The organism is Erythrobacter sp. AP23, assembly GCF_001542855.1.
Lineage (GTDB): Bacteria > Pseudomonadota > Alphaproteobacteria > Sphingomonadales > Sphingomonadaceae > Qipengyuania.
Window position 1 is genome coordinate 118,810 of sequence record NZ_LNBY01000012.1, and the last position, 25,738, is coordinate 144,547.

Annotated in this window: 27 protein-coding genes and 1 tRNA gene; 17 read left to right on the plus strand and 11 right to left on the minus strand. The window is 64.6% G+C overall.

Annotated elements, in window-relative coordinates; genetic code table 11:
* Positions 1-328: 328 nt before the first annotated feature.
* Positions 329-1,387 (minus strand): cysteine desulfurase family protein, encoded by a 1,059-nt coding sequence (locus ASS64_RS05875; RefSeq protein ID WP_067691274.1) that lies wholly within the window; start codon positions 1,385-1,387, stop codon positions 329-331.
* Between the two features lie 115 nt (positions 1,388-1,502).
* Between ASS64_RS05875 and ASS64_RS05880 the strand changes: the two genes are divergently transcribed.
* A complete protein-coding gene (locus ASS64_RS05880) occupies positions 1,503-2,159 on the plus strand; it encodes an alpha/beta hydrolase (protein WP_067691276.1) in 657 nt (218 codons plus the stop codon).
* 152 nt (positions 2,160-2,311) lie between these two features.
* Complete coding sequence (locus tag ASS64_RS05885; protein ID WP_067691277.1) at positions 2,312-2,983, plus strand: TonB family protein; 672 nt, start codon at positions 2,312-2,314, stop codon at positions 2,981-2,983.
* 7 nt (positions 2,984-2,990) lie between these two features.
* Here the strand turns inward: ASS64_RS05885 and ASS64_RS05890 are convergent, their stop codons facing one another.
* Positions 2,991-3,212, minus strand: a complete 222-nt coding sequence (locus ASS64_RS05890) for a hypothetical protein (protein WP_083508206.1) — start codon at positions 3,210-3,212, stop codon at positions 2,991-2,993.
* Between the two features lie 54 nt (positions 3,213-3,266).
* On the opposite strand from ASS64_RS05890, the gene ASS64_RS05895 reads away from it, so the two are divergent.
* The 3 genes from ASS64_RS05895 (at position 3,267) to ASS64_RS05905 (ending at position 8,472) form a co-directional block, all read left to right on the plus strand.
* Positions 3,267-5,132, plus strand: coding sequence for a DUF885 family protein (locus ASS64_RS05895; RefSeq protein WP_067691279.1), 1,866 nt, complete (start codon positions 3,267-3,269; stop codon positions 5,130-5,132).
* Between the two features lie 57 nt (positions 5,133-5,189).
* Positions 5,190-6,761: a DUF1570 domain-containing protein gene (locus ASS64_RS05900; RefSeq protein WP_067691280.1), complete on the plus strand. Its 1,572-nt coding sequence runs from the start codon at positions 5,190-5,192 to the stop codon at positions 6,759-6,761.
* Between the two features lie 79 nt (positions 6,762-6,840).
* The gene (locus ASS64_RS05905) at positions 6,841-8,472 is read left to right on the plus strand and encodes an FAD-dependent oxidoreductase (RefSeq protein ID WP_067691281.1); all 1,632 of its coding nucleotides are present in this window, start codon (positions 6,841-6,843) and stop codon (positions 8,470-8,472) included.
* An 83-nt stretch (positions 8,473-8,555) separates the two neighbouring features.
* Here the strand turns inward: ASS64_RS05905 and ASS64_RS05910 are convergent, their stop codons facing one another.
* The gene (locus ASS64_RS05910) at positions 8,556-10,154 is read right to left on the minus strand and encodes a phosphoenolpyruvate carboxykinase (RefSeq protein ID WP_067691283.1); all 1,599 of its coding nucleotides are present in this window, start codon (positions 10,152-10,154) and stop codon (positions 8,556-8,558) included.
* Positions 10,155-10,335: 181 nt separating this feature from the next.
* On the opposite strand from ASS64_RS05910, the gene ASS64_RS05915 reads away from it, so the two are divergent.
* The 7 genes from ASS64_RS05915 (at position 10,336) to ASS64_RS05945 (ending at position 15,608) form a co-directional block, all read left to right on the plus strand.
* Positions 10,336-11,091 carry a response regulator transcription factor gene (locus tag ASS64_RS05915; RefSeq protein WP_067691284.1) on the plus strand — a complete coding sequence of 252 codons (756 nt, stop codon included), beginning with the start codon at positions 10,336-10,338 and terminating at the stop codon, positions 11,089-11,091.
* Between the two features lie 17 nt (positions 11,092-11,108).
* The gene (locus ASS64_RS05920) at positions 11,109-12,674 is read left to right on the plus strand and encodes a stimulus-sensing domain-containing protein (protein ID WP_067691285.1); all 1,566 of its coding nucleotides are present in this window, start codon (positions 11,109-11,111) and stop codon (positions 12,672-12,674) included.
* Positions 12,671-13,117 carry an HPr kinase/phosphorylase gene (locus tag ASS64_RS05925; protein ID WP_067691287.1) on the plus strand — a complete coding sequence of 149 codons (447 nt, stop codon included), beginning with the start codon at positions 12,671-12,673 and terminating at the stop codon, positions 13,115-13,117. Before ASS64_RS05920 ends, ASS64_RS05925 begins: the two co-directional genes overlap by 4 nt.
* A gap of 10 nt (positions 13,118-13,127) precedes the next feature.
* On the plus strand, positions 13,128-14,024 hold the full coding sequence (rapZ, locus tag ASS64_RS05930) for an RNase adapter RapZ (protein ID WP_067691288.1): 897 nt from the start codon (positions 13,128-13,130) through the stop codon (positions 14,022-14,024).
* A gap of 72 nt (positions 14,025-14,096) precedes the next feature.
* Entirely contained in the window at positions 14,097-14,522 is a 426-nt protein-coding gene (locus ASS64_RS05935) for a PTS sugar transporter subunit IIA (RefSeq protein ID WP_067691289.1), read from the plus strand.
* Complete coding sequence (locus ASS64_RS05940; RefSeq protein ID WP_067691291.1) at positions 14,519-14,797, plus strand: HPr family phosphocarrier protein; 279 nt, start codon at positions 14,519-14,521, stop codon at positions 14,795-14,797. The genes ASS64_RS05935 and ASS64_RS05940 overlap by 4 nt, the downstream gene beginning before the upstream one ends.
* A 1-nt stretch (position 14,798) precedes the next feature.
* On the plus strand, positions 14,799-15,608 hold the full coding sequence (locus tag ASS64_RS05945) for an RNA methyltransferase (RefSeq protein ID WP_067691292.1): 810 nt from the start codon (positions 14,799-14,801) through the stop codon (positions 15,606-15,608).
* A 19-nt stretch (positions 15,609-15,627) separates the two neighbouring features.
* Here ASS64_RS05945 and ASS64_RS05950 read toward each other — a convergent pair whose 3' ends face one another.
* From ASS64_RS05950 to recR, 6 genes are all read right to left on the minus strand, one after another.
* Positions 15,628-15,990 (minus strand): response regulator, encoded by a 363-nt coding sequence (locus ASS64_RS05950; protein ID WP_067691293.1) that lies wholly within the window; start codon positions 15,988-15,990, stop codon positions 15,628-15,630.
* Complete coding sequence (locus tag ASS64_RS05955) at positions 15,987-17,060, minus strand: PAS domain-containing protein (RefSeq protein WP_067691295.1); 1,074 nt, start codon at positions 17,058-17,060, stop codon at positions 15,987-15,989. Before ASS64_RS05955 ends, ASS64_RS05950 begins: the two co-directional genes overlap by 4 nt.
* 113 nt (positions 17,061-17,173) lie before the next feature.
* Positions 17,174-18,637, minus strand: coding sequence for a DNA recombination protein RmuC (locus ASS64_RS05960; RefSeq protein WP_067691296.1), 1,464 nt, complete (start codon positions 18,635-18,637; stop codon positions 17,174-17,176).
* 170 nt (positions 18,638-18,807) lie between these two features.
* Complete coding sequence (locus ASS64_RS05965) at positions 18,808-19,380, minus strand: peptide deformylase (protein ID WP_067691297.1); 573 nt, start codon at positions 19,378-19,380, stop codon at positions 18,808-18,810.
* 49 nt (positions 19,381-19,429) lie between these two features.
* Positions 19,430-19,885, minus strand: a complete 456-nt coding sequence (locus tag ASS64_RS05970; RefSeq protein ID WP_067691298.1) for a GNAT family N-acetyltransferase — start codon at positions 19,883-19,885, stop codon at positions 19,430-19,432.
* Positions 19,885-20,481 carry a recombination mediator RecR gene (recR, locus tag ASS64_RS05975; protein WP_067691299.1) on the minus strand — a complete coding sequence of 199 codons (597 nt, stop codon included), beginning with the start codon at positions 20,479-20,481 and terminating at the stop codon, positions 19,885-19,887. Before recR ends, ASS64_RS05970 begins: the two co-directional genes overlap by 1 nt.
* 131 nt (positions 20,482-20,612) lie before the next feature.
* Here recR and fmt point away from each other — a divergent pair, with 131 nt between their 5' ends.
* The 4 genes from fmt (at position 20,613) to ASS64_RS05995 (ending at position 23,908) form a co-directional block, all read left to right on the plus strand.
* The gene (gene fmt, locus ASS64_RS05980) at positions 20,613-21,521 is read left to right on the plus strand and encodes a methionyl-tRNA formyltransferase (RefSeq protein ID WP_067691646.1); all 909 of its coding nucleotides are present in this window, start codon (positions 20,613-20,615) and stop codon (positions 21,519-21,521) included.
* A 121-nt stretch (positions 21,522-21,642) separates the two neighbouring features.
* On the plus strand, positions 21,643-22,401 hold the full coding sequence (truA, locus tag ASS64_RS05985; protein ID WP_067691301.1) for a tRNA pseudouridine(38-40) synthase TruA: 759 nt from the start codon (positions 21,643-21,645) through the stop codon (positions 22,399-22,401).
* Positions 22,401-22,799, plus strand: coding sequence for a hypothetical protein (locus ASS64_RS05990; RefSeq protein WP_067691304.1), 399 nt, complete (start codon positions 22,401-22,403; stop codon positions 22,797-22,799). Before truA ends, ASS64_RS05990 begins: the two co-directional genes overlap by 1 nt.
* Entirely contained in the window at positions 22,796-23,908 is a 1,113-nt protein-coding gene (locus tag ASS64_RS05995; protein WP_067691306.1) for a zinc-binding dehydrogenase, read from the plus strand. Before ASS64_RS05990 ends, ASS64_RS05995 begins: the two co-directional genes overlap by 4 nt.
* Before the next feature lie 86 nt (positions 23,909-23,994).
* Here ASS64_RS05995 and ASS64_RS06000 read toward each other — a convergent pair whose 3' ends face one another.
* Complete coding sequence (locus ASS64_RS06000) at positions 23,995-24,972, minus strand: asparaginase (RefSeq protein ID WP_067691309.1); 978 nt, start codon at positions 24,970-24,972, stop codon at positions 23,995-23,997.
* A 100-nt stretch (positions 24,973-25,072) separates the two neighbouring features.
* Here ASS64_RS06000 and ASS64_RS06005 point away from each other — a divergent pair.
* Positions 25,073-25,148: transfer RNA gene (locus tag ASS64_RS06005), tRNA-Val, on the plus strand.
* A 22-nt stretch (positions 25,149-25,170) separates the two neighbouring features.
* Here ASS64_RS06005 and ASS64_RS06010 read toward each other — a convergent pair.
* Positions 25,171-25,728, minus strand: a complete 558-nt coding sequence (locus ASS64_RS06010) for a TlpA disulfide reductase family protein (RefSeq protein ID WP_067691312.1) — start codon at positions 25,726-25,728, stop codon at positions 25,171-25,173.
* Between the last annotated feature and the right edge of the window lie 10 nt (positions 25,729-25,738).

Here is a 25,738-nt window from a genome sequence, read left to right on the forward strand (position 1 = left end):
ACCCTTGCGATAGTGTCTGGGTGACGAAGTTTACACCGTGTCACTTTTGGACGGATGGCTGAAGGCCGCGGAATTGCGCGCGCTTCGCAGTGCGAGCCGCGGGTGACGGACACGGAGCGGGGGCGGCAAACAGGGTCCGAGGCGTGGAAGATTTCATGCACCGGTGGCTGTCCGATTTCTGCCGTGTAGGAAAGGGGCGATTTCGCTGCCCACTTTCTTGCGTCATCCCGGACCTGATCCGGGATCCCGCTTTTTGTCGACCGCGCTGGCAAGAAGCTGGACCCCGGCTCGGGGGCCGGGGTGACGAGGAAGGTTGAGGGTCCGAAATTCATCCCTTCGCCAGATCGCGCCACACTTCGCAGAAGCGTTCCACCTCGGCGCGTGTCGTGTTCCAGCCGACCGAGACGCGGATGGTGTTCGCGGCGATCTCCGGTTCGACCTGCATCGCCTCGAGCACGCGGCTGGTCTTCATCGTCCCGCTCGAACAGGCGCTACCCTGCGACACCGCAATGCCGGCCATGTCGAGGCGCATGACCTGCGCCGTGGCACTCATATCGGGCATGGCCATGGCTCGGATATAGGGCGTGGGATCGGACAGGCGGTCGGACAACCAGGTGCCGCCCAACGTGCGGCAATGCTCCGCAAGTTCGTTCAGCGGTGCGAGGATATGAGGATCGAGGAAAGGCTCGCCAAGGGCCTCCAGAGCCGCGACCATGCCGAGCGCGCCGGGCATGTTCTCGGTCCCGCGCCGATAGCCGCGCTCCTGCCCGCCCGAGGGGGCGAGCATCGCATAGTCCTTCACCAAAAGCGCGCCGACACCGATCGGCCCGCCGAACTTGTGCGCCGATACGATCGCCATGTCGCAGGGCGGCAGGGGCATTTTGCCTGCCCCTTGCGCGCAATCGGCGAGCAGCAGCCCGCCTGCCTGGTGGACGATGCCTGCGATGGCAGACAGATCCTGCCGGTTGCCGGTTTCCGAATTGACCTGCTGCACAGCGACCAGCGGCCGCTCGCGCTGCACTGCCTCGCTCCGCACCTCGAGATCGAGCGCGCCATCGCTGCGTACCGGCAGGCGTTCCGCATCCGGGGCCGCCTGCAGCATGCAATCGTGCTCTACCGTGGACACGAGCCGGGCTCGCGCATTCGCATGCTGCAACGCCAGCGCCGCCGCCTCGCTCGCCCCCGAAGTGAAAACCACCTCGCCATCCCAGCCGACCGCCTCCCTGAGCCGGTCGCGCGCATCCTCCAGCAGGCTGCGCGCCTTGCGGCCAGCCGCGTGCGGGCTCGAGGGATTGGCCCACTGCGCGAAGCCCTCTTCCATCGCCGCCCGCGCCTCCGGGCGCAGCGGCATGGTGGCGGCGTGGTCGAGATAGATACGTTCCGGGATGATACAGGCTCGAAATGATTGCGAATTGGGCAGTAAACCCTATATAGCGCGCAACCTCGCGCAAGCCCTGTCGGGCGCCGCGCCCATGAAAATTTCGACCAGGGTATACCTCCCCATGCCGACCGTGATCTTTCCCGGCCCCGAAGGCCGCCTCGAAGGCCGTTTCTCTCCCGCTCCGCGTCCGCGCGCACCGGTGGCGATGATCCTCCACCCGCACCCGCAGGGCGGCGGGACGATGAACGAACAGATCACCCAGCGGCTCTACAAGACCTTCGTCAACCGCGGCTTCGCGACGCTGCGCTTCAACTTCCGCGGCGTCGGCCGCAGCCAGGGCAGTTTCGACAACGGCATCGGCGAACTGTCGGACGCCGCCAGCGCGCTCGACTGGGTGCAGCAGGTCCATCCCGAAGCGCAGGTGACCTGGGTCGCCGGCGTCAGCTTCGGCGCACTGATCGGCATGCAGCTGCTGATGCGCCGCCCCGAGATCCGCGGCTGGATTTCCATCGGTGCGCCGGCGAGCATGTACGACTTCTCCTTCCTCGCCCCCTGCCCTGCCAGCGGCATCTTCATCCACGGCGCGCAGGACACGGTGGTCCAGCCGCAGGCGGTGACCAAGCTGGTCGAGAAGCTGCGCACGCAGAAGCACATCACCGTGCACCACGAGGAAATCCCGCGCGCGAACCACTTCTTCGAAAACGAGCAGGAAGAGCTGATGAAGTCGGTCGACAACTATCTCGACTTCCGCCTCGACCCGAGCTGCCCGATCAAGTGATCGGGCGCGCTGTTCGGCCTTCCAAACTGTAGGACATTGGCAAGGTTTTGTTTCGCAACGCGAAACTGCTTGTCGAATTATTGTTATGTTGTAACATTTTCCAAACGAGGAGTCGCAAGGACGCCTCCCGCTTTGGAAGAGGAGCACCATCCATGTCCTATGTCGACCAATCCCGCGGGCCGTCTCCCGCAGGCATCGCCGCCGTCATCGGGGTGCATGCCGCAGTCGCCGCACTGCTCGTAACGGGACTGACCGTGACAGGCGTCATCCCAGAGGTGAGAACCGATTGGGAGGTTCGCGATATTCCGGATACTCCGCCGCCGCTACCGCCGGAGCCGTCCGCTGACCCGGTGGAGGCGAAACCTGCGCAGCCGACCGAACCGCTGGTGCATGTTCCGCAGCCCAAGTTCGAGCTGGACACGACGGCGCCGACCATCCCGAGCACCGAATTGATCTTCCCGCCCCTGCCAACGCCCTCGCCTGGGCTGGGTACGGCCGTCCCCACGCCCGCACCGCAGCCGAGCTTCACGCCGGTCGGCGCGAAGCCGCGAAACGATCCGGCTGCGTGGTTCTCGGACAATGACTATCGTCCCGCGTGGATCAGGAAGGAACTGACCGGGCTTGCCACCTTCCGGCTTGAGGTTGCGGCCAATGGGCGCGTGACCGGTTGCACCGTCACCGCATCGACCGGCCATGGCGAGCTCGACGCGGCCACCTGCCGTCTCGTCAGCAAGCGTGCCCGCTTCGAACCCGCACGCGGCGGTACTGGCGAGGCGGTTGCGGGCAGCTACACAGGCTCGGTGCTGTGGCGCTTGCCCGACTGATCCGTGCCTAGCGTGCGCCCTGCTCGAGCCTGTCGAGCGGGGCCTCGCCGCCCGCATCGGGCAGGGTCCAGATCGCAACATTCATCAGCGCCACGGCAGCCAGCAGCACCATAAGCAGCGCATTCTTCACATTGCCCGTCCGGCGCCATAGGAAGAATGCACCGATGATCAGCAGGATCGCGGCAAGGACGGTGATGGAAAGCACGGCATCGAGCATGCGCGTCGCCATACGCAGCTTGCACGGTATTTGACAGCCCTGCGCGTGCGAAGCACACCCGCGCGCATGACCATTGCCAGCACAGCCATCACCCGTCGCCAGGCCCTTGCCGGTCTCGGCGCGACCTCCGCCCTCGCACTTTCCGGATGCGCCGCCACGGCCCGGCCGGAGGCCATATCGCAGGCGCGCTCGATCGGCGCGCAGCGCCTGCTCGAAGTGGTGGGCTACAATCTGCTCGAACACGAACCCGAACGTGCAACCGCGCTGGGGGTCGACACCGGGCGCTACGCTTACCTGCGCGGCAGGCTGGAAGATCAGTCACCCGCCGGACAAGAGGCTTATGCTGCGACACTGCGCCGCGACCTGGAACGCGTGCGCGCCTTCCCGCGCGAGGGGCTCGACAGCGACACGCTGACCAGCCTCGACGTGGTCGAGAGCGCCTACGATCTCGCACTCGACGGATTTGCCCTGCCCTATGGCGATACGCCGGTCGGCAACTGGCGCACCGCGCCCTATGTGGTGATCCAGAACGTCGGCGAATATCTCGCGCTGCCGCGCTTCATGCAATCGAACCACAAGGTCGAGAACGGCGAGGATGCCGATGCCTATATCGAGCGGATGGAGCAGATGCCCGCCGTGTTCGATGGCGAGCTGGCGCGCATTCGCGCGGCCCGGGGCATGGGCGTGGTGCCGCCATCCTTCCTGCTCGACAAGGCGCTTCGCCAGATGGAACAGACCATCGCCAGCGCGGGCAAGGGCGAGCTCTTCTCCGATGATTTGCGCGCCAAGCTGAATGCCAGAGGCATGCCCGAGAGCCACGCCAACCGCGCCGCGATCCTGGAAGCCGGCCCGATTGCCGAGGCGCTGACGCGCCAGCTCGACGAATTGCGCGCCGAACGCGCGGTCGCAACCGACGATCCCGGGATTTCCGCACGCCCGTACGGCGAGGAATTCTACGCCTGGGCGCTGCGTTCCAGCACGACCACGCGGCTGACGCCCGACGAGGTGCACCGGCAGGGGCTCGAGGAACTGGAGGCGCTGCACGCCCGGATGGACCCGATCCTGCGCGATATCGGCTATACCAGCGGCACGGTGGGCGAGCGCATGCAGGCGCTTTCGCAGGACCCGCGCTACCAGTTCGCCGAGGGCGATCCGGGCCGCGCGCAGATAATGGATTTCATCGCCGAGCGGATCGACTGGATCAAGGCGCAGATGCCGCGCGCCTTCAACACGCTGGTCGATCCCAATCTCGAAGTGCGCCGGATTCCGCCGGCCGAGGAAGTCGGCGCGCCGGGCGCCTATGGCGGCGCGGGGAGCAAGGACGGGACGATCCCGGGCCGCTTCTGGATCAACCTCAGGACCACCGACCTGCACCGCAAGTACGACCTGGCCGACCTGACCTATCACGAGACCATTCCGGGCCACGTATGGGAGGGCGAATATTCGAACCGCCTGCCGCTGATCCGCTCGATCCTCGCCTTCAATCCCTTCAGCGAAGGCTGGGCGCTCTACGGCGAACAGATGGCCGACGAACTCGGCGCCTATGACGATTTCACCGTCGGCCGGCTGGGTTACCTGCAAAGCCTCGCCTTCCGCGCCTGCCGCATGGTGGTCGACACCGGGTTGCACGCAAAGGGATGGAGCCGCGCGAAAGCGGTCGACTTCTTCGTCACGCGCAATGGCAGCAAGCCGGCCGAGGTCGAGAGCGAAGTCGATCGCTATTGCAGCTGGCCGGGTCAGGCGACCGGCTACAAGCTCGGCCACAGCCGCATCGTCGACCAGCGCGCGCGGGCACAGCGCGAACTGGGCGCGGCCTACGACTTCAAGGCGTTCAACGATGCCGTCGTGCTGGGCGGGAACGTCCCGATGGATGTGCTGGAGAAGAATGTCGGGCGTTACATAGCGAGCGCGAGAATGACGCATTCGTCATAGAATTCTCATGTAACGCCATTAGGGTCCCTGGTGGACATTCAAACAGGGGTCGCAACCATGTTCAGGATTCTCGCTGCGATTGCAGCGCTTTCGCTCGCCGTGCCCGCACATGCCGACTGGCACGTCGCCGAATCCGACAATTTCGTCATCTATGCCGACGACCGCTGGCAGGACGTGCAGGAATTCGGCGAGGCACTGGAACGCTATCATACGGCGCTCGACCTGCTGAACGGGCGCGAAGCCAGCAAGCCCAGCCCCTCGAACCGCGTGACGATCTTCGTCGTCGGGGACCAGGGGAAGATCCGCAAGCTTCTCGGTGACAAGTCCGGCAATGTCGCGGGCTTCTACCTGCCGCGTGCGGGGGGCTCTCGTGCCTTCGTACCGTCGATCAGCATGCGCGGGCGGGAAACCGATTTCTCGGTCACTGTCCTGCTACACGAATATGCCCACCACTATCTCATGTCGACCTCGCGCTACGCCATGCCGCGTTGGGTCAGTGAAGGCGCGGCCGAGTTCTTTGCTTCCGCCAAATTCGACAAGGACGGCAGCCTCGCGATCGGCCGCCCCGCTTACCATCGCGCGGCCGAGCTGCACTATGCGCGGGACGTCAGTGTGAGGGAGCTGATGGATCCCAAACTCTATGAAGAGAAGAAGGGCAAACGTCTCGATGCATTCTATGGTCGATCCTGGGCACTGTATCACTTCCTCTTTTTCTCCGAGGAACGCCGGGGTCAGTTACGCCAATACATTACGGAGATCGCCCAGGGTACCGATCAACGCGAAGCGGCGGATAACGCATTCGGCGACCTCGACGAACTGCAGAAGGACCTCGATCGCTATCTCAAACAACGCCGGATGAACGTGTTCGACCTCCCCGCGGACTTGCTCCCGACCAACCCGGTGCATGTGCGCGAACTGTCCGAGGGCGAGGCCGAGGTCATGCCCTTGCGTATTCGCTCGCAGCGCGGCGTCTCTCGCGAGGAAGCGCTCGAACTGCTGCCCGATTTGCGTGAGGTGGCCGCCGAATATCCGGACGATCCGATGGTCCTTGCCGCACTGGCCGAAGCGGAGTTCGATGCCGGAAACAATGAAGCGGCCATCGCCGCCGCCGATCGCGCGCTGGCAATCGATCCGACGGTCAAGAACGCGCTCGTCCAGAAGGGCCTGGCACTGTTCGACAAGGCCGTGGATGCCGAGGACCCGGACGTCGCTTATGCTGCGGCGATGAAGCCGTTCTCGGCGCTCAACCGGCTAGAACAGGATCACCCATTGCCGCTGATTCATTACTACCGCAGCTTCGTTCAACGCGGCGAAGCGCCCAATGAGACGGCGCGGCATGCGCTCGAACGCGCGGCGCAGCTTTCGCCTTTCGACCTCGGCCTCGCAATGAACGCCGGGCTCATGCAGGCGCGCGAAGGAAAGATTGTGCTCGCCCGCCATACTCTGGGTCCTGTCGCGGCGAACCCGCATGGCGGCCACCTCGCCCGCGAAGCGCAGCGCCACCTCGACGAACTGGCCAAAGTCTCCGAAGGCACGCAATGGACACCGCGCCCGCAGCTCGACCTCACCGACGTGCTCAGCGCAGTCGCGCGCAGGGCCGCGGAAGAGGAAGAGGCCGAGGGCGAATAGGACAGCACGCGCGGACGGCATTCTCGCCCTGTGCGTTTCCCGATCGTTCGGCTATCACAAACCGAACGGAGGCGGCGCGATGGAATCACTGGGCGAAAACCTCGAGACGATGCCGCGTGTGCCGCTGGCCGAGGAGCATGTCGCTGCCATGCGACACCTCGGCAGCGAATGCAGCTACGATGCAGGCGAGATCGTCGCCGAGGCGGGCGAGAGCATGGACAGGTTCGTCTATGTCCTCGATGGCGAGATCGAAGTCGTCGATCCCTATTCACGAGAACGACTGCTGGAAAGCTCGCTCGGCCCGACGCAATTCATGGGCGAGATCGCCTTCCTCAACGCCGGCTCGCATGTCCTCCCCATGCGCGCCGCCAGGCCGACGCGCACGCTCGAGATACCGCGGACCGACATGCTCGATCTCATGGCGCGCGTGCCCGAACTGTCCGACCATGTCATCCGCGTCTTTTCCGCCCGACGCCGCAAGCAGTTCGAGACGAAGAACAGCGCGATCAAGCTGATCGGCGCGGATCGCGATGCGAAGGTGCAGAAGGTCGAGCAATTCCTCAGCCGTAACCGCATCCCGTTCCAGAGCCTCGACATGGACGGGCGCGACGATGCCACGTTGGAGGCGTGCGAGCTGACCGACCACCGCCCCAGCGTGATCCTCGGCAAGGATCGCGTGCTGGACGACCCCTCCCCGCGCAAGGTCGCCCAATTCCTCAATCTCGACCTCGATGTCTGCCGCGAGACGCTTTACGACCTGCTCATCGTCGGCGGCGGGCCGGCGGGTGTCGCCGCCTCGGTCTATGCGGGCAGCGAAGGGCTGTGCGCACTGGCGATCGAGGATACGGCAATCGGCGGGCAGGCGGGCACCAGCAGCCGGATCGAGAATTACATGGGTTTTCCCACCGGGATCAGCGGCGCCGACCTCGTCTATCGCGGGCAGATCCAGGCGATGAAGTTCGGAACGCGCTTCGCGATGCCGCGCGCGGTCGAGGGGCTTGTCCGGCGCGATGACGGCACATTTTGCGCGCAGCTCGACGATGGCGACGAGGTCTGTGCCAAGGCGATACTGGTCGCCACGGGCGTGCAATATCGCCGCCTCCCGCTCGACCGGTTGGAGGAACTCGAAGGGGCGGGCGTATTCTACGCCGCGACCGACATGGAAGCGCGCTTCTGCCACGGTACCGAGGCGGTGGTGATCGGCGGCGGGAATTCGGCGGGACAGGCGGCGATGTACCTCAGCCGCTCGGCCAAGCATGTCCATGTCGTCGTGCGCGGAGACAGCCTCGCCTCATCCATGTCGAGCTATCTCACGCGGCGGCTGGAAGCCGATCCTGCGGTCACCATCCATTACCATACGCAGGTTACCGCGCTGCATGGCGAGGATCATCTCGACGGGGTGACCTTTGCGACGCCCGAGGGCGAACGCCGGATCGACACGCGCGCACTGTTCATCATGATCGGCGCCGCGCCCAACACCGGCTGGCTCTCGGGCCTGGTCGAAACCGACGAGAACGGCTTCGTGAAGACCGGCGCGACCGTCGGCCGCGAGACGCCCTTCGAAACCGGCACCGACGGCATCTTCGCGGTCGGCGACGTGCGCGAGGGATCGGTCAAGCGCGTCGCCAGCGCAGTCGGCGAAGGCTCGGTCGTGGTCAGCCGTATCTGGGACTATATCGACCGGCTTCCCGCACCGGTCAGCCGAGGCTGAAACTTAAAGCCCCCGGTCCGCGAACAAGCGCGGCCGGGGGCTTCCTCTCCAACTCGTGGGCTCCGCAGGCGGAGCCGAAATCGTCAGGCGGCGACAGCGCTCGTGGGGGCCGCGTCGCGCACGCCCTGGTCGACATGCGCCGCGAAGGGTTCGAAATTGTCGACGAAGAGCTGCACCAGCTTCTGTGCGGTGCGGTCGTATTCGTCCTTGTCCGCCCAGGTCGAACGCGGATCGAGGATCGCGTCGTCGACGCCGTCGACGCTCACCGGCACTTCGAAGCCGAAGTTCGGGTCCTTGCGGAATTCGGCATCGCCCAGCGAGCCGTCGAGCGCGGCATTGAGCAAGGCGCGCGTGGCCTTGATCGGCATGCGGTGACCGGTGCCGTATTTCCCTCCGGTCCAGCCGGTGTTGACCAGCCAGCAGGCGACTTCGCCCTTGGCGATGCGCTCTTTCAGCAGGTTGCCGTAGACGCTCGGGTGGCGCGGCATGAAGGGCGCGCCGAAGCAGGTGCTGAAGGTGGCCTGCGGCTCGGTCACGCCGATTTCGGTGCCGGCGACCTTGGCGGTGTAGCCCGACAGGAAGTGGTACATCGCCTGGTCGGGCGTGAGCCGCGCGATCGGGGGCAGCACGCCGAAGGCATCGGCGGTCAGCATGATCACGTTGCTGGGCGGCGGGCCCATGTTCTCTTCCGAAGTGTTCGGGATCGAGGACAGCGGATAGGCGCCGCGGGTATTCTCGGCCTTCGAATTGTCGTCGAGGTCGATCTCGCCCTGCTCGTCCATCACCACGTTTTCGAGGATCGTGCCTTCCATCTTGGTGGTGGCGTAGATTTCCGGCTCGGCCTCGGGATCGAGGCGGATCATCTTGGCATAGCATCCGCCTTCGAAGTTGAAGACCGCCGTGTCCGACCAGCCATGCTCGTCATCGCCGATCAGCGTGCGGCTGGCGTCGGCCGACAGCGTGGTCTTGCCGGTGCCCGAAAGGCCGAAGAAAACCGCGCTCTTGCCGTCGGGGCCGATATTGGCCGAGCAGTGCATCGGCATCACACCCTTGGTCGGCAGCAGGTAGTTGAGGATGCCGAAGACGCTCTTCTTCATTTCGCCGGCATATTTGGTGCCGCCGATCAGGATCAGCTTCTCCGACAGGTTGACCGCGATCACGGTTTCGCTGCGCGTGCCGTGGCGGGCGGGATCGGCCTTGAAACTCGGCAGGTCGATGATGGTATATTCTGGCGCGAATCCGTCGAGTTCGGCCTCGGTCGGGCGGACCAGCAGCGTCCGGATGAACTGGTTGTGCCAGGCGAGCTCGTTGATGACGCGCACGTTCACGCGATATTCGGGCTGCGACCCGCCGAACAGGTCGGCGACATAGAGGTCGCTCTTGTCGGCAACGGCCTTGAGGAAATCTTCCTTCAGCGCGGCGAAGTGTTCCGGCGTGATCGAGGCGTTGTTATCCCACCACACGGTGGTCTCGGTCTCGGCGTCGCGGACGATGAACTTGTCCTTCGCGCTGCGGCCCGTGTGCTTGCCGGTTTCCACCACCAGCGGGCCGTGCTTGGCGCGGCGACCTTCGCCATTCTCGAGCGCGGTGGCGGTCAGCTCTTTCGAGGTGAGATTGGCATGGATCGTAGCAGAGGTCTCAATGCCCTGCGCGGCAAGCGAGTGGGAAAGCGGAAAGGTCACTGAATCCTCCAGCGCGTGGTGCGGGTTCGTCCGGGAATCGCCTTCGCATACGAATGCGCGGCCTTCCTGATCGCCAATAGTCCCCCCGTGGCGTGTCGTCAAACAGGGGGCCGGCAATAAGTGCCGCCTGGGGACATCGCCCGCGTTGTTTTGCCCAGACAATGGGGCTAGTCACCAGACGATGGAGAGCACAGGGTCAGAACCCACGCCCGCGGGCGAGGAAAACCGCACGGTCATCGCGCTGGTCGATGACGATCGCAACATACTGACCACAGTGTCGATCGCGCTGCAGGCGGAAGGTTTCGACACGCGCGTTTATTCGGATGGCGCAGCGGCCTTGGGCGCGCTGCTGTCGAATCCGCCCGACCTTGCCATTTTCGATATCAAGATGCCCAAGATGGACGGGATGGAACTGCTGCGCCGCCTGCGCGAACAATCGCCGCTGCCGGTCATCTTCCTGACCAGCAAGGACGACGAGACCGACGAGGAAGCCGGTTTCGAGATGGGCGCGGACGATTACATCGCCAAACCGTTCAGCCTGCGCCTGCTGCTCGCCCGGATCCGCGCAATCCTGCGCCGCAGCGGGGGCGATCATCCGCTGCTCCTGTCCGAACAGTTCGACGACAAGCCGGGCGAGGTTCTGGAACGCGGGCGATTGTTCATGGACCCCGCGCGCCATCATGTCACATGGGACGGGCAGGCGGTGTCGCTGACCGTGACCGAATTCCTTCTCCTCGAGGCGCTCGCCGCGCGCCCGGGCGTGATCAAGAGCCGCAACCAGCTGATGGACGCGGCCTATCCCGACGATGTCTTCGTCGACGACCGCACGGTCGACAGCCACATCAAGCGCATGCGGCGCAAGTTCCGCAGCGTCGACCCGACCTTTTCCGCGATCGAGACCTTGTACGGCGCGGGCTACAGCTTCAACGAAGGTTGAGGCGGGGCGGAAAGGCCATGTCCGAAACCGGCAGCGTCCTCAAAGGCGACCCGCGGCTCGAAAAGCTGCGGTGGTCGCGGCGACTCTCGCTCACCAGCCGCATCCTGTTCGTCAACGTGCTCCCGCTGGTGCTGCTGGGCGGCGGGGTGATCTATGTCGATGCCTATCGCAAGCAATTGCTCGACGAGCGCTTCAAGCTGGCGCTGGTCGAGGCGCAGATCACCGCCGAAGCGCTCGCCGGGGCGACCCCCCAGCGCCAGGAAGCGCTGCTGATCCAGATCGGCAAGGAACAACGTCTTCGCCTGCGTGTCTATGGCCCCGACGGAAAACTCGAATCGGACAGTTTCCAGCTCGCTCCGCCAAGTTTCACCCTCCCGCGCAAGGAAGATGTCGATCAGGATGCATTCGCGCTCCAGCTCGATCGCTGGTTCGACCGCGTAGTGGGGGCCCCCGCCTTGCCCGACTATCTCGAACCCGAAAGCGACGACGCCGAGGACTGGCCCGAGCTTCGTCGCGCGCGAGAGGAAAGCCTGACACAGATCGTTTTGCGCGACGCGCCAGACGGGACGCATGTCATCAATGCCGCCGCGCCGGTCGGGCTCGACGGCGATACATTGCTGCTCACGCGCAATCCGGTCGACATTACCGAAAGCGTGCGCGAGGCCCGGTCCACGGTCGCGCTGATCGTGCTGCTGGCGCTGGCCATTTCCACGCTGCTATCGCTCTTCCTCGCGCAGACGATCGTGCGGCCTTTGCGCGAACTGGTCCAGGCCGCGATCCGCGTGCGCCAGGGGCGCGACCGGCAGGTCGAGGTGCCGCGCCTGCCGCAGCGCCGCGACGAGATCGGCATGCTGGCGCGCTCGATTTCCGACATGACCGCGGCGCTGCGGCAGCGGATCGATGCGGTCGAGCATTTTGCCGCCGATGTCGCGCATGAGATCAAGAACCCGCTCGCATCCTTGCGCAGCGCGACCGAATCGCTCGGCAAGGTAGAGGATCCCGAGCTGCGCGCGCAATTGCTCGAAATCGCCATCCACGACGTGCGCAGGATCGACCGGTTGGTGACTGAGATTTCCGATGCGAGTCGCATCGATGCCGAAATGTCGCGCACCGAATTCGAACCGGTCGACCTTGCCCGGTTGCTGTGTACGATCTTCGAAAGTCGCGAGGCGCGCGACGAAAACGAGGGCCGCAGGCTCGAGATCTCAGGGGCGGACGACCCGGTCTGGGTGATGGGCGTTCCGGTACGGCTCGAACGTGTAATCGAAAACCTGCTCGACAATGCGGTATCCTTTTCGCCGCCCGAAGGCCGAATCTGGGCCGATATCTCGCGCAGTGACGACTGGGTCACGCTAGCGATCTGCGACGAGGGTCCGGGCATTCCCGAGGAGAAGCGCGAGAAGGTGTTCCAGCGCTTCCATTCCGATCGCCCCGAAGAGGAGGACTTCGGCAACCATTCGGGCCTCGGCCTGGCGATCGCACGCACAATTGCCGAGGCGCACGACGGGACGCTGGTGGCGACGACGCGCACCGATGGCGAGGACGGCGCGTGCCTCAGGCTCGGCCTTCCGGCCAAGCGATGAATCGCCCGGTCCTCGCCAATGTCACCGGAGTGGTGATCGATGGCCGGACGCTGTTGATCGAAGGATCGCCGGGGACGGGCAAATCCACGCTGGCATTGGCGCTGATCGATCGCGGGGCGACTCTGGTCGGCGACGACGCGGTTCGCATCGCGCGCGAGGGCGACGCGCTGGTCGCCTCGCCGCCACCCAATACCGCGGGCCTCATCGAAGTGCGCAATGTGGGCATCGTCGAGTTGCCGGTGGCCGAAGGTCCCGTCGGCCTGATCCTGGCGCTCGATCCAGCGGCGCCACGCTTTCCCGTCGCAAGCGCCTCGCGCGATATAGAGGGGGTGGTCATCCCGGTGCTGCCGTTCGCCCCCGGCGACGCGGTACAGGCCCTGCGGGCCGAACATGCATTGCGCCTGCATGGCCTACCCCTCCCCAAAGCGGACAAAAAGGCATAGGCAGCGCTCGATGGACGACGAATCGCTCCCCAGGCAAGACATCCTGCTGGTCACCGGCGTATCGGGCGCAGGCAAATCCACCGCACTTCAGGTCCTCGAGGATCTCGGCTGGGAGACGATCGACAATTTCCCCATCCGGTTGCTCAATCGACTGGTGGGCGGCAGCCCGGACAACTCCCGGCTCGCGATCGGCGTCGATTCGCGCACACGTGGCTTCGTGCCGGCCAAAATCATCGAACTGTTCAAGAAGTTCGACCGGCGCGACGACGTCAACGTGACCACGATGTTCATCGACTGCGGCAGCGGCGAACTGGAACGGCGGTACAATGAAACCCGTCGCCCGCATCCCATGGCGCGCGGCCGGCCTGCGCTTGAGGGAATCAAGGCCGAGCGCGAATTGCTCGAACCGCTGCGTCGCTGGGCGGATCTGGTGATCGACACCACCGATTACGCGACCAACCAGCTGCAGCAGGTCGTTCGCGAGCGTTTTGCCGAGGAGGCCGGACGCGAAATGACGGTAACCGTCTCCAGCTTCGGCTTTGCCCGGGGCATGCCGCCGCTGGCCGACCTGCTGTTCGACATGCGCTTTCTCGACAATCCGCATTGGGTCGAAGGCTTGCGCGAACTGACCGGCCTCGATGCACCTGTCGGCGAGCATATCTCCGCCGATCCCGCTTTCGCTCCCGCCTTCGACCGGATCGTCGATCTCCTGCGGGAGGTGATGCCGCGCTACGCTGCCCAGGGGCGCAGCTATCTCAATATCGCTTTCGGCTGTACCGGAGGAAGACATCGTTCGGTTTACAGCGCGGAACGCGCCGCGGAGGTCTTGCGCGAGGCGGGCTTTTCCCCCACGATCATCCACCGCAACCTCGGATCGCGCCCGGCCGACCCGCTCGAGCGCCGCTAGACCCGTGGGCAAGGAATGGTTAAGCGCCACGCAGGCACAATCTTCGGGCATCGTAAACGGAACTGAAGCTGCATGATCGGCATGATTCTCGTCACTCACGGCAGACTGGCCGAACACTTTATCGACGCAATGGAGCATGTCGTCGGTAAGCAGGACGGCGTTGCGACCATCTGCATCGGGCCCAATGACGATATGGAGCAGCGGCGCGCGGACATTGCCGATGCGATCAAGCAGGTGGACGAAGGCCAGGGCGCCATCATCCTGACCGACCTTTTCGGCGGCACCCCCTCCAACCTCGCCATCTCGCTGCTCGATACGGGTCATGTGGAAGTGATCGCGGGTATCAACCTGCCGATGCTCATCCGCCTTGCCGGTGCGCGAAAGAGCATGAATGTGGTCGATGCAGTCAATGCTGCACAGACGGCGGGACGCAATTACATCACGGTCGCCAGCGAGTTCCTGGGCCAGGACCTCGAAAGCGCGCGGAAAGCCTCTTGAGCGAGCTGCGCAAGAGTATCGAAGTGGTCAACCAGCGCGGGCTGCACGCGCGGGCGAGCGCGAAATTCGTCAATGCCGTTTCCGAATTGCCGAACGGCTGCACCGTTCGCGTGGCCAAGGGCGAGAACGAGGCCGCGGGCGGCTCGATCCTCGGCCTGATGATGCTGGGCGCGGCCAAGGGCGATACGATCGACCTGATCGTGGCGGGCGAAAACGCCGATACGGTGATGGCCGAGCTTTCCGCCATGGTCGAGGACGGCTTCGGAGAGCCGTGAGATGACCCGCGAACGCCGGGTCATAACCGGATTTTCCAATCCCACGGTCAAGGCCTTGCGCGCGCTGCGCGAGAAGAAACACCGCAAGGCTGCGGGCAAATTCCTCGTCGAGGGTCTGCGGCTGCTGACCGATGCGCGCGAATGCGGCCATGTGCCCGAAATGCTGGTCCTGGCCGACCGGCGCGATCCGCATCCGCTGCTGACAAGGCTGGAAGAGGCCGTCGAGGCGAACGGCGGCGAGATCATCGAAACCACGCCCGACATCCTCGCCAAGATTACCGGCAAGGACAATCCGCAGGCGGTGGCGGGCGTCTTCGCGGAATTCGACACGTCGCTCGCCGCGCTCGACCGGAGCAGCGCGGATATCTGGCTGGTCGCGCAGGCGCTGCGCGATCCGGGTAACCTCGGCACCATGCTGCGTACCGGCGACGCCATCGGCGCGGGCGGACTTATCCTGATCGACGACTGCGCGGATCCCTTCAGCGTGGAGGCGGTGCGCGCCAGCATGGGCGCACTGTTCACACAGAGAATCGCGCGCGCAAGGTGGGACGAGTTCGAGACTTGGCTACGTCGAGAGGAAGGGCAGCTCGTCGCAGCATCCCTGCGCGATGCGCAGCCCTATCGCGGCGCACCCTATGCCGCGCCCTGCTTCGTCATGGTCGGCAACGAAAGCCGCGGCCTGCCCGAGGCCTATGAAATGGCCTGCGACCTGCGCGTCACAATGCCGATGAAAGGCCGCGCGGACAGCCTCAATGCAGCCGTGGCGGCGGCGGTCTTGGGATATGAGGTGCTGCACGCACTGGACGGCTGAACGGCTCGTCCCGCCTCGCCTAGGCAGGCTCGCAGCTTCGACGCAGCCCGAGAATACGCTCCACCACGGCTTCCGCATCCATGGGCTTGGCCAGGATCGGCGCCGCAAGATCGCGCAGCGCCTCGCCCGCGCGGTCGAGATCGCCTGTATGAAGTACGAAAGGAACGTCGCGCTTGCGCAGTTCCTGCGCTACCGGTTCGCAGGTTTCGCCCTGACCGAGGTTCACGTCGAGCACCGCTCCATCGACGGCATGTCGATCCAACGCGGTGAAGGCCTCGCTGCACGATACCGCCACGACCGCTTGCACCCCGGAATCCTCGAAGGCGAATTGCAGGTCCATGGCGATGAAGGGCTCGTCTTCCAGTATGAGAATCGTCTTCATGACCTCAGCGCCAGCGAGATGCGTGCTCGCAGGCCGTCCCCCTCCCAAATTCGATCCAGCGTCCCGCGCGAAAAGGCCAGCAGTCGATCGGCAATGTCGAATCCGGTGCCGGTCGGCTCGGGCTTGGCGGTGATTGGCGGCCCGCCTTTCTCCTTCCAGTCGATGACCAGCGATTGCCGGCCATGCCGGTCTTCCTCGTGGTGCCACGATACGGTGACGGTGCCCTCGCGGTTGGAAAGCGCTCCGTATTTGGAGGCATTGGTGGCGAGCTCGTGCAGCGTCAAGCCGATGGCCGAGACCGCATTGGGTTCGGTCCTCGCACCATTGCCCTCGAAGACGATGCGGTCGCCTTCGGGATCATAGGGCGAGAGCACCGAGCGGATCGCCTGACCCACCTCGATCGTCCCGAAGGCCGCCTCGTCGAGTGTCGGCTCGTAGGCGCGACCGAGCGCCTGGATGCGTTCGTTGATTTTGCCCGAAACCGGGCGCGCATCCATCGCCCGCCCGGTGATGTTCACGATGCCGCCAATGACCGCGAATACATTCTTCAGACGGTGCGACACCTCGCGCGCCATGGCCTTGGCATGTCTTTCCTCGGCCCGGGCAAGGTGAATATCGGTCACGTCCCATTGGCTGCCGAAGAAATAGCGCAGCTCCCCCTCGTCATCGTAAATCGGACCGAGGTGTAGCGCATTCCAGAATGTGGAGCCGTCCTTGCGATAATTGAGCAGCTCGACGACCAGCACTTCCTCCGAGCGGATCGCCTCGCGAATCTTGGCAACCTGTTTCTGGCTGGTCTTCGGGCCCTGCAGGAACCGGCAATTGCGTCCGACGACTTCTTCCTGCCGGTAGCCGGTAAGCCGTTCGAATGCCTTGTTGCAGAAGATGATCGGGTCGTCTTCCAACCGCGGATCGGTCAGGCACACCGCCATGCGGGTCTGAGCCATCGCCTGCTCGAACAGCAGGCCGGACGCGCCGGAGAAATTGTCCGTCTCCGCACTGAAGGGCTTGGCCACATGTTGGGCCTGTTCGAACGTATCGCGCGTTCCATCGCCGTCACCGCGATGCATGAAGTGGTTTCCTGCTGCTACCTACTGCCAATGATTGTCATGCCGGTGCACGCAATCCGTCGAGGTAGAAACGCGGCTATCCCAGAGAAGGTCCCGGCCATTTTTTCCGCTTTTTATTCAGCGGCTTCGCGACCTTCCTTGCGAGCGTCCTCGATCTGCGCAGCATCTTCGGCGTTGTAGCGCGGGGTGGCTTCGACCAGCGGGACGTCGGGAATCTCGGTCTTGCCGATTTCGATGCCCTTCTCAGCCATACGCCGACCAGACGAAAGGACATTGCGCTCGAAGCTTCCGACAAACTTGTTGTAATTGTTAACCGCGGATTCGAGACCGCCACCAACACGCTTTAGGTGCTCGGACGCGGCACGCAGACGATCGTAAAGCTCGGCCCCCATCGCACCAATCGCGCGCGCTTCATCTGCCATTTTGTCCTGCCGCCAGACCTGCGCCACGGTGCGCGCGATGGCGACGAGATTGGTCGGGGTCGCCAGCAGCACCTTGTTGCGGAAGGCGAAATCCCACAATTTGGGATCGTGTTCGAGCGCGGCGGCGACGAAATGCTCGCCCGGCACGAACATCACCACATAGTCGGGCGTGTCGTCGAACTGGCTCTGGTAGCTCTTCGAACCGAGCGTCTGGACATGAGTGCGCATCGATTTCGCGTGCAGGTCGAGATGGCGCACGCGCTCGCCCTCGTCATCGGCCTCGAAGGCGGCCTGATAGGCGTTCAATGACACCTTGGCGTCGATCACGAGGCGTTTCTGCCCCGGCACATGGACCACCGCATCGGGACGCAGGCGGCCTTCCTCGGTATCGATCGCGTGTTCGAGATTGAAATCGGTGTGCTCTGACAATCCGCATTGCTCGAGCACGTTCTGCAACGCCCGTTCGCCCCACCGCCCGCGTGCCTTGGGGGCATTGGTCAAGCTGTTGCCGAGCCGCTGTGCTTCGCGCCGGACCTCTTCCTGCCCCCGCTGCATCTCGGTGATCTGCTGGTAGAGCCGCCCGAAGGCATCGGTGCGTTTCTCTTCGAGCGCGGCGACCTGCTTCTCATAGGCTTCGAGCCGCTTGCCGACCGGATCGAGCAGCGCCTTGAGCTTCTCCTCGCTGGCCTTTTCCGAATGGCCGAGCCGTTCGTTGGCGCGTTCGAGAAAGGCCTCCTGCGCCTTGGTCAGCACCGCCGAGCCCGTGTTTTGGAATTCCTTAAGCAGCTCCTCGCGCGCTTCGATCAGCAGGCGTTTCTGCTCGTCGAAATTGGCGGTCTTTTCCTTGAGCGTGGCGAGTTCTGCGGTGAGCGCACCATTGCTGCGGCGCAGTTCGTCCAGCGCCGCTTCATGGGTCTTGCGCGTCTCGCGCAACTCCGCATCGAGCGCATCGGCGCGGTCGGCGCGCACGCTGGCATTCTCGAGCTCGACGATCGCCTGGCGGAACTTCTCGTCGAGCTCCTTGGCACGCACCTCGCTCTCGCCGTGCCGCGCCTGCCAGTGGGCAACCGGACGCGAACCGACAAACCAGCCGGCCAGCCCCCCCACAAGGAGGCCGCCGAACAATGCGATGAGAACGAAAATCATGGGATCCATTCGCGCACTCTATGCGGAACGGACGGGGAACGCCAGATGCACTCCACTACATTCAACACCTACGTCGCCCCTGCGCAGGCAGGGGCCCAACTGACGTCGCGAATGGAAGCTAACTTAGCTGGATCCCCGCCTTCGCGGGGATGACGCAAGGAGTTGGGAGGTGTGAGTGTCTACGCCGCTTCGCGCAGCTTTTTGAGCTTCTTCAGCGCCATATTGCGCTTGAGGCGCGAGAGGTGGTCGATGAAGAGGATGCCTTCGAGGTGGTCCATCTCGTGCTGGAGGCAGGTGGCCATCAGCCCGTCGAGGTCTTCCTCGTGGGTCTCGCCCTCGAGATCCTGGTAGCGCACGCGGCAGGTCGCCGGGCGATCGACATCGGCAAAGATGTCGGGGACCGAGAGGCAGCCTTCCTGATACGTCGCCAATTCTTCCGCCGGATCGAGAATTTCCGGATTGATGAAGACGCGCGGTTCCTTCTTCACCGGATAGTGGACGTGCTCGTGGCCGTCGTGATTGCACGGTTCGGGCTCGGCGTCGGTATCCTCGGGCTGGAGGTCGATCACCAGCACGCGCTTGGGCACGCCGACCTGAATCGCGGCAAGGCCGATGCCGGGCGCGGCATACATGGTTTCGAACATGTCGGAGACGAGGGTGTTCAATTCGTCCCCGAATTCGTCGGGTTCGACCTTCGTCGACACGGTCTTGAGCCGGGGGTCCGGCACTTCAAGGATTTCACGGATAGCCATGGGGCCCAGATAGGCGTGGACGCCTTAGAGTTCAACGTAATTGGCGTATCTACCTTACTCCACTGCACCACTCATAATGGGCACGAAAATGCGCCGCTGAAGGATGCTTTACTTCCCTAAGAAGCCGGAAGCCCTCGTGTTCGTAAAAGTTTCTGGCTCGCCGATTGCGACTGTCCGTCCACAAGGCGATGCGATCCGGCATCAGCTCTTTCGCCAATTGAAGTAACGCAGTCCCGATCCCTTCACGTTGCCGCTCGGGAGCGACGAATATCTGCGCAAGCACATTTGCCCCTACATCGCAGGCAAGAAACGCGATAATCCGGTTGTCTGCTCGCACAACGCGTAAATCCCATCTATCGGGCCAGTGTTCGCGCAGCTTGGCTAAGAGATCGGTCTCGCTGTCCTCCTTCTCGTAACGGATACCGGTTGACGTGATGCTAGCCCGCCACATTCTCGCGATGGAGGGCAGATACTCTTCCTTTGTGAGTTCGACGTTCACCGGCATCAACCCACCGGCCTTCTTGCCCGCAACGCCTGCGCGAGCGTGCCCTCGTCCAGGTAATCCAGCTCGCCGCCAACCGGCAGGCCATGGGCGAGCTGCGTGATCCGCACCGGGTGCTCCTCGAGCCGCTCGGCGAGGTAGTGCGCGGTGGTCTGGCCTTCGAGCGTCGCGTTCATCGCGAGGACGATCTCGTCCACTCCGCCTTCTTCCACCCGCGCCATCAGCGATGCGATATTGAGATCCTCCGGCCGCACACCGTCGAGCGCGGACAGCTTGCCGCCGAGCACGTGATACTTGCCGGTGAACAGCTTCGCCCGGTCGAGCGCCCACAGGTCGGCCACGTCCTCGACCACGCAAAGCGATTTGGTGTCGCGGCGCGGATCGGCGCAGATGCCGCAGGGGTTGGTGGTGTCGACATTGCCGCAGGTGTCGCATTCGACCAGCGCCTCGCCCACCGTCGCTAGCGCCTCGAGCAGCGCGGGCAGCGCGCTTTCGCGGCGTTTGACCAGCCACAGCACCGCGCGTCGCGCCGAACGCGGGCCGAGGCCGGGCAGGCGGGCGAGCGCTGCTGCGAGGGTTTCTATTTCCTGTGAAGCCAAGCGCCTTCTTCCCTTTTCCGTTCGCCCCGAGCTTGTCGAAGGGCCGCACTTCTCTTTAAAGGCAGCGCTAGAAGAAAGGGCAGGGCTTCGACAAGCTCAGCCCGAACGGATTGAATTTCAAGGACCGATTTGTGCGCATTATCTTCATGGGTTCGCCCGATTTCGCGGTGCCGACGCTGCAGGCGCTGGTCGACGCGGCGCATGAGGTGGTGTGCGTCTATACCCAGCCGCCGCGCCCCGGCGGGCGACGCGGCAAGGAGCTGACGAAGACGCCGGTGCACCAGCGCGCGAGCGACCTCGGCATCGAGGTGCGGCATCCCAAATCGCTCAAGTCGGCCGAGGAGCAGGAGGCGTTCGCGGCGCTCGACGCCGATGTGGCGGTGGTTGCCGCCTATGGCCTCATCCTTCCGCAGGCGATCCTCGATGCGCCGAAGCACGGCTGCCTCAACGTCCACGCCTCGATCCTGCCGCACTGGCGCGGCGCGGCGCCGATCCATCGCGCGGTGATGGCGGGCGATCCGGTGACCGGCATCACGATCATGCAGATGGAAGCGGGGCTCGACACCGGCCCCATGCTCGCCACCGCGCGCACCCCGATCGAGAACAAGACCACCGGCGAGCTGACCGAGGAACTGGCCGAAATAGGCGCCCAGCTGATGGTCGGCACGCTGATCGATTTCGGCGTGCTTCATCCGATGGAGCAGGACGACGCCGAGGCGACCTATGCCGCCAAGATCGACAAGAGCGAGGCACGGATCGACTGGGACCGTCCGGCACAGGAGGTCGTGCGCCATATCCACGGCCTCTCGCCCTTCCCTGGCGCATGGTTCGAGCTTGGCGGCACCCGCGTGAAACTGCTGCGCGCGGAAATGGTCGAAGGCGCGGGCAATCCGGGCGAAGTGCTCGACGACCGGCTGGCGATCGCCTGCAACGAGGGCGCGATCCGTCCGCTGGAACTGCAGCGCGCGGGCAAGCCCAAGATGGATCTCGCCACCTTCCTGCGCGGCAATGCGGTCACGCAAGGAACTATCCTCTCGTGACCGCCACCATGTTTCGTCACCCCCGCGAAGGCGGGGGTCCAGACAAGCCCTCGCGAGCCACGACCGTCGGCTGGATTCCCGCCTTCGCGGGAATGACGGGTGGGGGAGCTGATCTCCCTCGATGACCCGCTTCGCTCTCACACTCGAATTCGACGGCACGCCATTCTACGGCCTCCAGCGCCAGAAGGACGGGCCGAGCGTGCAACAGGCGGTCGAGGAAGCCGCCTTCCGCGTGCTGGGCGAGGAGGTGCGCCTGCACAGCGCGGGGCGCACCGATACGGGCGTCCACGCACTCGCCATGCGCAGCCATTTCGACATCGAGAAGGTCATCAAGCCGTTCCGGCTGATGGAGGCGCTCAACGCGCACCTCCGACCCGATCCGATTGCCGTCACGCATTGCGAGACGGTGGCCGACGACTGGCACGCGCGCTTTTCCTGCACGGGTCGCGCCTATGTCTATCGCATCGCCAATCGCCGCGCGCCGCTGACACTGGAGAAAAACCGGCTGTGGCAGGTGCCGCAGGAGCTCGATCACGAAGCCATGCACCGCGCGGCGCAGGCGCTGGTCGGTCTTCACGATTTCACCACCTTCCGCTCGGTCCATTGCCAGTCGGACAGCCCGTTGAAGACGCTCGACCGGCTCGATGTCGAACGCGAGGGCGACGAGGTACGCATCCATGCCGAGGCGCGCAGCTTCCTGCATCACCAGGTCCGCAGCATGGTCGGCTGCCTCGCGCTGGTCGGCATGGGCCGATGGCGCGAGGAGCAGGTGGCCAAGGCGCTGGACGCGCGCGACCGGCAGGCGTTAGGCCTGAACGCGCCGCCCGAGGGGTTGTATTTTGTAGGCGCGACCTATCCCGCGCGCGATGGAGACGACTGATGGCGAAATGGTATGCGATTCCCAAAACCTTGCGGATGACCGAACGCGAATATGAGGCCAATATCCGCGGCCTGAACATCCTGTTCGGTGCTGTGCTGGGATTCGTCCTCGCCGATGCGAGCGATCTGCCGCCCTGGGATTTCGCCCTCGTCCTGTTCATAAGTGCCAGCATCGTGATCAGTATTCTCTACCTCGCCCACAGCCAGTATAGATTGTTCTACACCCTGCTCACGATCGCGGTGATCGCCGTGATGCCGATCGTGATGTTCGACCATTTCGGCCTTGCGCCTATCCCGCAGCTCCAGCCTACACTCGCCGTGTGGGCTGCGATGGTTATGTTCGTGGAACTCGTCCCACGCGAACCGCACTCCCTGAACGACAAGGAACCGACCCAATGACCACCAATGGCAGACAATTGTTCACCACCCTCGACCCCGACGGTACGCTGACCGTCGAGATCGCGCAAAGCGAGTTTCCCGATCCCACGGGCAACCAGGTGCTGGTCAAGATGGAAGCTGCGCCGATCAACCCTTCGGACCTCGCGATCCTGACCGGCGCGGCCGATTTCGAGAATGCGGAATATTCGCCCGGCAAGGTCGTCGCCAAGATGCCCGAGCCTTTCAACAGCGGCCAGAAGGCCCGCCACGGCCAGCGCCTGCCTGCGGGCAACGAAGGCGCGGGTACCGTCGTCGCCACGGGTGACAGCGACATGGCCAAGGCGCTGAAGGGCCAGCGCGTCGCCTGCGTGCCGGGCAGCGCCTATGCCGAATACGCGATTGCCGACGCCGCCATGTGCCTGCCCCTGGGCGATCACAGCGCCGAGGCCGGTGCATCGAGCTTCGTCAATCCGATGACCGCGCTGGGCTTTGCCGAAAACGCCAAGATGGACGGCCAGAAGGCGATCCTGCACACGGTCGGCGCCTCGAACCTGGGGCAGATGCTGGTCAGGATCTGCCAGGAAGACGGTCTCGCGCTGGTCAATATCGTGCGCAAGCAGGAGCATGTCGACCTGCTGAAGGGCCTCGGCGCCGAGCACGTGGTCAATTCCTCCGACGACAGCTTCTTCGCCGACCTCAAAGCCATGATCGACGAAACCCACGCCTTCTACGGCTTCGACCCGATCGGCGGCGGGCAGATGGTCGACACTTGCTTCAAGGCGATGGAGCAGGTCGCGGTATCGAAGATGACCGAATATTCACGCTATGGTTCGAACCAGGCGAAGCGCATGTTCATCTATGGCCGTCTCGACTTTTCGCCGACTACGCTGACGCCGAGCTACGGCTTCGGCTGGACGCTGTCGGGCTGGCTGCTGACCCCGTTCCTGCAGCATGCAGGCATGGAAACCGTGATGCGGATGCGCAAGCGCGTGCTCGACAACCTCACCACGACATTCGCCAGCAGCTACAAGACCAAGGTCGACCTCGAAGGCATGCTGACCAAGGAGGCGATCCTCGACTATCGCCAGATGAAGACCGGCGAGAAATATCTGGTTGTGCCGAACGCCTGAGCCCATGAGCCCCAGCGAAGGCTGGGGCCTCCTTCGGCCTCGCGCTTGGTTTAGCGAGGTCCCAGCCTTTGCTGGGACACAGCTGCCTACCGCCCGTCGAAGGCACGCTGGATGGCGGCGGGATCGCTTGTCCCGCCCGCCAGCAGTAATTGCAGCAGGATACGCGCCTTTTGCGGGTTGAGCGCGCGCGCGGCGACGAAGCCGTTTGCATCGTCCTCCGGCTCGCGATCGACGAGACCCTCGTCGGCGCGGCTCGCGCGTACCACCGGCACACCGCGCGCCGCCAGCCGCACCAGTTCCTGCCGCGCGTTTTCGGGCATATTGCCCTCGCCCACCCCGGCGAGGACGACCCCGCGCGTGCCCTCGGCCACCTGCCGCGCCACACCCGCACCGTCGAGCCCGGCATGGGCATAGACGATAACCACTTCGGGCAGCGTCTCGGGCCAGCCGAACGCCGCTTCGGTCCCGCTGCGCCAGGGCGCGCCGAACCATTCGAGCGAGGCGGGCGTCACCAGTCCGACCGATTCGCGCGGGAAGCCGCGAAACGCTTCGGTCCCACGCGTGCGCACCTTGTAGACGTCGCGCGCGGCGAACACGCGGTCGCCCATCACCACCAGCACCCCGCGCCCGGCGGCTTGCGCATCGCTCGCCACGCGCACGGCATTGGCGAAGTTCCTCAGCCCGTCATAACCGACCGCATCGGCGGGCCGCATCGCGCCGACCACCACCACCGGCTTGGTCGCCGGCAGCGTCAGGTCGAGCAGGAAGGCGGTTTCTTCCAGCGTGTCGGTGCCGTGGGTGACGATTACGCCATGGCAGTCTTCGTCGTTCAAGGCGGCCAGCGCCGCGGCATGCAGCGGGTGCCAGACCGCGGGGCCGATATCCGCCGAATCGATATTGGCGATCTGCGTGCCCGAAAGCTCCGCCTCCAGCCCCAACCCGCCGACGCGTTCGAGATACTCCTCGATCCCGATCTCGCCCGCACGATAGTCATGCGCGATGGCGGAGCCGGCGATCCCGGCGATCGTGCCACCGGTGGCGAGGACGGTGAGTTTGGTCGTCATGGCTGCGCCGCCTAGCCGCGCCCGTGCAATCTCGGCAATTGATTTTGAAGATTTGGACGCTATGTGCAGCACACCGCCGACTTGGCGGTTCCCGTGGTAGGGGCGATTAGCTCAGTTGGTAGAGCATCTCGTTTACACCGAGAGGGTCGGCAGTTCGAGCCTGTCATCGCCCACCACTTCCCGCAGATACGCCGAGAACTACTCCGCGATTGCCGCATCGATAGCGGCGCGGGCTTCCTCGCTCGACCAGTCGTAATCGCCCTGCACGCGCCAGACCTCCTGCCCGATCGCGTCGTAGAGCACGGTCGTCGGCATCACTCCGCCGCCTATGGCGAAGCCGAGTTCGTTCTGCGGGTCCATCCATGGCTCGAGCATGGCGTAGCCAGCCTGCGCAAAGAAGGGTTCGACCTTCTCGGCGCCCTGCATGTCCTGGCTGATCGTCAGGACACGCAGGCGCCCCTCGTAATCACCCGCCAGATCGTCGAGCAGCGGCATTTCCTTCACGCAAGGGGCGCACCAGGTGGCCCAGAGATTGACCAACACCGGCGTGCCCTGCAGCGCGCCGAGATTGAGCACGCGCCCCTGCGGATCGGTGACATTGGCCGCGGGCATCAGTGCGCCCGCCTCGCTCGCATCGATCCGGCCGGTTGGCGCGGGTGAAGCGCTGCTTTCTTGCGCCGCATCGGACGCGCCCCTATCGCAGCCCGCGACAGTAAGACCGAGGATGATGGCGAGCGTGAACGACAGGCGGGACACGAAAGGCTCC